We start from the raw sequence: 3659 nt of genomic DNA, 5'->3' as shown, positions 1-3659 counted from the left end.
GAGGATATCCCGGTGCGCGGTGAGGACTTCCGCATAGCGCAGATCGCCTAGGTGTTGGAGCAGAACCGTGGAACCTTCGATATCCGTGAAGAGAAAGGTCACGGTCCCGGTCGGCAGGCCGGGCACGGGACGGCCTCCTCGCTCGGGCGCCTGCATCGTTGATTAGGTGACGTTCATGGCAGATCCCCTGTGCTCCTGCAACGAAAGGCCGCCGGGGGAGAGGGTTTTCCCAAACCCCGGCGGAATCCCCCTGTGGGCCTTGCTAAAGGGCCCTATTCGAAGGGAGGTGTCCGCTGATGTCTCGTTGGGGGAGGGTGGGGGCGGCCCTGATCCTCCTATTGATTATAGCAGTCCCGTTCGGCTGGCGCCCGATGCCGGCCCGCGCGGCGGCCGAGACACTGTTGATCGGGCACTCGACCTGGGTAGGGTACGGCCCGCTGTTCCTGGCTCGGGACAAGCGCTTCTTCGACGAGGCCGGGGTGAACGTCGAGCTCCGAACGTTCGAGGATCCCAAGTCGCGGTTCTTCGCCCTGATCTCGGGACGGCTCGACGGCATCGCCACGACGCTTGACACCGCGAGCCTGTACTGGAGCCCGGAGCATCCATTTCGCTCCGTGCTCGGCCTCGATGACAGCAAGGGCGGGGATGGGATCGTCGCGGTCGACGCGATCAAGTCGATCAAGGACCTCCGCGGCAAGCGGGTCGCCTTCAACAAGGGATCGGTCTCGCACTTCTTCCTGAGCGTCCTGCTGCGCAAGAACGGGATGAGCGAGAAGGACATCAAGAGTATCCAGATGCAGCAGGACGACGCCGGCGCCGCGTTCGTGGCCCACAAGGTCGATGCCGCGGTAACCTGGGAGCCGTGGCTCAGTCGGGCCAAGCAGACTCCGGGCGGCCACGTGCTCGTGGACAGCAGCAGCACGCCGGGCCTGATCGTCGACATCCTGCTCTACAGGACCGACATCATCAAGAACCATCCGAACGCGGTCAAGGCCTCGATCGCCGGCTGGTACAAGGCCGTGGACTACTGGAAGAAGAACCCAGACGAGTCCGACGCCGTCATGGCCAAGGCGGTGGGCGGGTGGCTCAAGGACGTGAAGACCTTCAGGGAGACGCTCGCCGGCGTGCGCTTCTACGACGAGGCCATCAACAGGGACTACTTCAAGGCGGGCGGGACGATCTATGTGACCGCGCAGAACGCGATCAATATCTGGAAGTCGTTCGGCATGATCCGGGTGAACGAGGCCGCCGCCGACCTGGTGGACGGGGAGTTCATCCGCTAGGGAGGAGGCTGGGCCGGCATCGGACGCCGGCCCAGCGGCCGTTGACGTGAGCCTGGTGCAGCCCGGGGTCGGGGCCCGCCGCGGGTCCGGCCCTCGCGGGATCTTCGCCTACTTCAGGCCCCAGGAGTCCATCCCCCGGCGAGTCTATCTCCGCACGGTCACCGGGAGCGCCGTCGGCCTGGTGCTCCTGTGGTGCATCGTGTCATACGGGAAGCTCGTCGAGCCGTTGTTCCTCCCGAGCCCCACCGCCATCCTCGCCGCCGCGGTCGACCTGCTGCGCGACGGCAGCCTGATCCAGGACGCGCAGGCCAGCGTCTACGTGATCGTAACGGGCTGGGCGTTGGCGGTCGTGGTGGGGGTGCCGGTGGGGATCCTGATGGGATCGTTCAAGGTGATGGAGGCGCTCGTCGAGCCGGTCGTGGATTTTGTGCGGTACCTTCCCGTCAGCGCGATGATCCCGCTCCTGATCTTGTACATCGGCATCGGCACGGCGGAAAAGATCGCGGTCATCTTTATCGGCACGTTCTTCCAGCTCGTCCTACTCGTCGCGGATGTCGCCGCCCACGTTCCCCACGAGCAACTCGACGTGTCGTACACGCTTGGAGCGTCGCGCGCGCAGGTGGTCGCGCGGGTGCTGCTGCCGGCCACCCTGCCCGGGGTGATGGACACGCTGCGGATCACGATGGGTTGGGCATGGACCTATCTGATCGTCGCCGAGATCGTCTCAGCCGACCGCGGGCTCGGGTACCTGATCCTCAACTCGATGCGCGGGCTCTTCACGGACCGAATCTTCGTCGGGCTCGCCGTGATCGGCGGGCTGGGGTTGCTGATGGATCTCACGTTCAAGTGGCTGCACCGGCGCCTGCTGCCCTGGTCTCCGAAGGCGTGACCGCCAAGCTCCGCATCCGCGAGGTCTCCGTGGCGTTCCGCACGCGAAAGGGCGCGGAACTCGTCGCCGTCGACCGCCTCTCGCTCGACGTCGCCGACCGCGAGATCGTCAGCATCGTCGGCCCGTCCGGATGCGGCAAGAGCACGCTGCTGCGCCTCATCGCCGGTCTGGTGCGGCCGTCCTCCGGGGAGATCTGGCTGGACGGCCACCAAGTCATGGATCCCGGGGCCGACCGGGGGATGGTGTTTCAATCCTACACCCTGTTCCCCTGGCTCACGGTCCAAGGCAACGTGGAGTTCGGTCCGCGCCTGCGCGGAGTCCCCGACGTGACGCGTCAAGAGGCCGCCCGGCGGTTCATCAACATGGTCGGGCTTGCCGGGTTCGAGCACGCCTACCCCAAAGAACTCTCGGGGGGCATGATGCAGCGGGTGGCGATTGCCAGGGCGCTGGCCAACGATCCCGAAGTGCTGTTGATGGACGAGCCGTTCGGCGCCCTGGACGCGCAGACCCGGGCGTTCATGGGTGAGCTGCTGCTGGACATCTGGCAGAAGTCGCCGAAGACGATCTTGTTCGTCACCCACGACATCGAGGAAGCCCTCTTCCTCGGCGATCGCGTCTATGTGATGACTGCCCGCCCCGGGCGGTTCAGGGCGGAGGTGTCGCTGCCGCTTCCGCGCCCCCGCACGCTCGAGGTGACGACCTCCGAAGAGTTCGTGAGCGCGAAACGCCGGGTGCTGGCGATGATCCGCGAGGAGACCGCCCGAACGATGGGTGCCGGAGTAGGAGCCGATGACGGACGGACGGTTTGAGCCCCCCAACGCATTCCAGTCTCCCCGGTTCGCCCAGCTCTCCACGTTCATGCGGCTTCCCCACACCAGGGATCCCGCCGGCCTCGACGCCGCCATCCTCGGGATTCCATTTGACGGCGGGGTCAGCTTCCGCCCGGGCGCCCGGTTCGGGCCGAAGGAAATCCGCAACCACTCGCTGCTGATCCGGCCCTACAACCCGGTGGTGCGCACCTCGCCGTTCGCACGCCTCAGGGTGGCCGACTGCGGCGACGTCGACACGAATCCCATGGACATCCTCGATACCTACGGCCGGATCGAAGCCGCCGTCGGGGGGATCCTCGAGGCGGGCGCGATTCCCGCCTGCGTCGGAGGCGACCACTCGATCTCGCTCCCCATTCTGCGCGCGGTGGCGCGCAGGCACGGTCCGGTCGCGCTCGTGCACTTCGACAGTCACCAGGATATGTGGGAGCAGTACTTTGGCAACCGGTACTTCCACGGCACGCCGTTCCGGCGGGCGCTCGAGGAGGGCCTCTACCTGCCCGGGGCCACCGTGCAGTTCGGGATCCGCGGCCCGGTGTACGGGGAAGGGGACTTCGAGTTTGGAGAGACGCACGGCGTCACGGTGGTGCGGGCCGAGGAGATCCACCGCGACGGTGTGGAAGCGGCCCTCGCGCGCCTCGATCGCGTCAGGGGGCGCAA

General features: G+C 66.7%; 4 protein-coding genes. All 4 read left to right on the top strand.

Going from position 1 to position 3659, the window contains the following annotated elements:
* The first annotated feature begins 296 nt into the window (after positions 1 to 296).
* Positions 297 to 1283, top strand: coding sequence for an ABC transporter substrate-binding protein (locus tag VFP86_22040; GenBank protein ID HET9002332.1), 987 nt, complete (start codon positions 297 to 299; stop codon positions 1281 to 1283).
* A 46-nt stretch (positions 1284 to 1329) separates the two neighbouring features.
* The gene (locus VFP86_22035) at positions 1330 to 2172 is read left to right on the top strand and encodes an ABC transporter permease (GenBank protein ID HET9002331.1); all 843 of its coding nucleotides are present in this window, start codon (positions 1330 to 1332) and stop codon (positions 2170 to 2172) included.
* Entirely contained in the window at positions 2130 to 2981 is an 852-nt protein-coding gene (locus tag VFP86_22030; GenBank protein HET9002330.1) for an ABC transporter ATP-binding protein, read from the top strand. Before VFP86_22035 ends, VFP86_22030 begins: the two co-directional genes overlap by 43 nt.
* On the top strand, positions 2962 to 3659 hold a 698-nt coding region (locus VFP86_22025), incomplete at its 3' end, for an arginase family protein (protein ID HET9002329.1). The genes VFP86_22030 and VFP86_22025, both read left to right, overlap by 20 nt.

It is taken from the genome of bacterium (genome assembly GCA_035703895.1).
GTDB lineage: Bacteria > Sysuimicrobiota > Sysuimicrobiia > Sysuimicrobiales > Segetimicrobiaceae > Segetimicrobium.
Note: the sequence above shows the minus strand (reverse complement) of the source record. Positions and strands in the feature narration are given on the sequence as shown.

Bases quoted from the DNA above. Each gene is read 5' to 3' on its own strand.
- VFP86_22040 (HET9002332.1), top strand. From the start codon at position 297: ATGTCTCGTTGGGGGAGGGTGGGGGCGGCCCTGATCCTCCTATTGATT.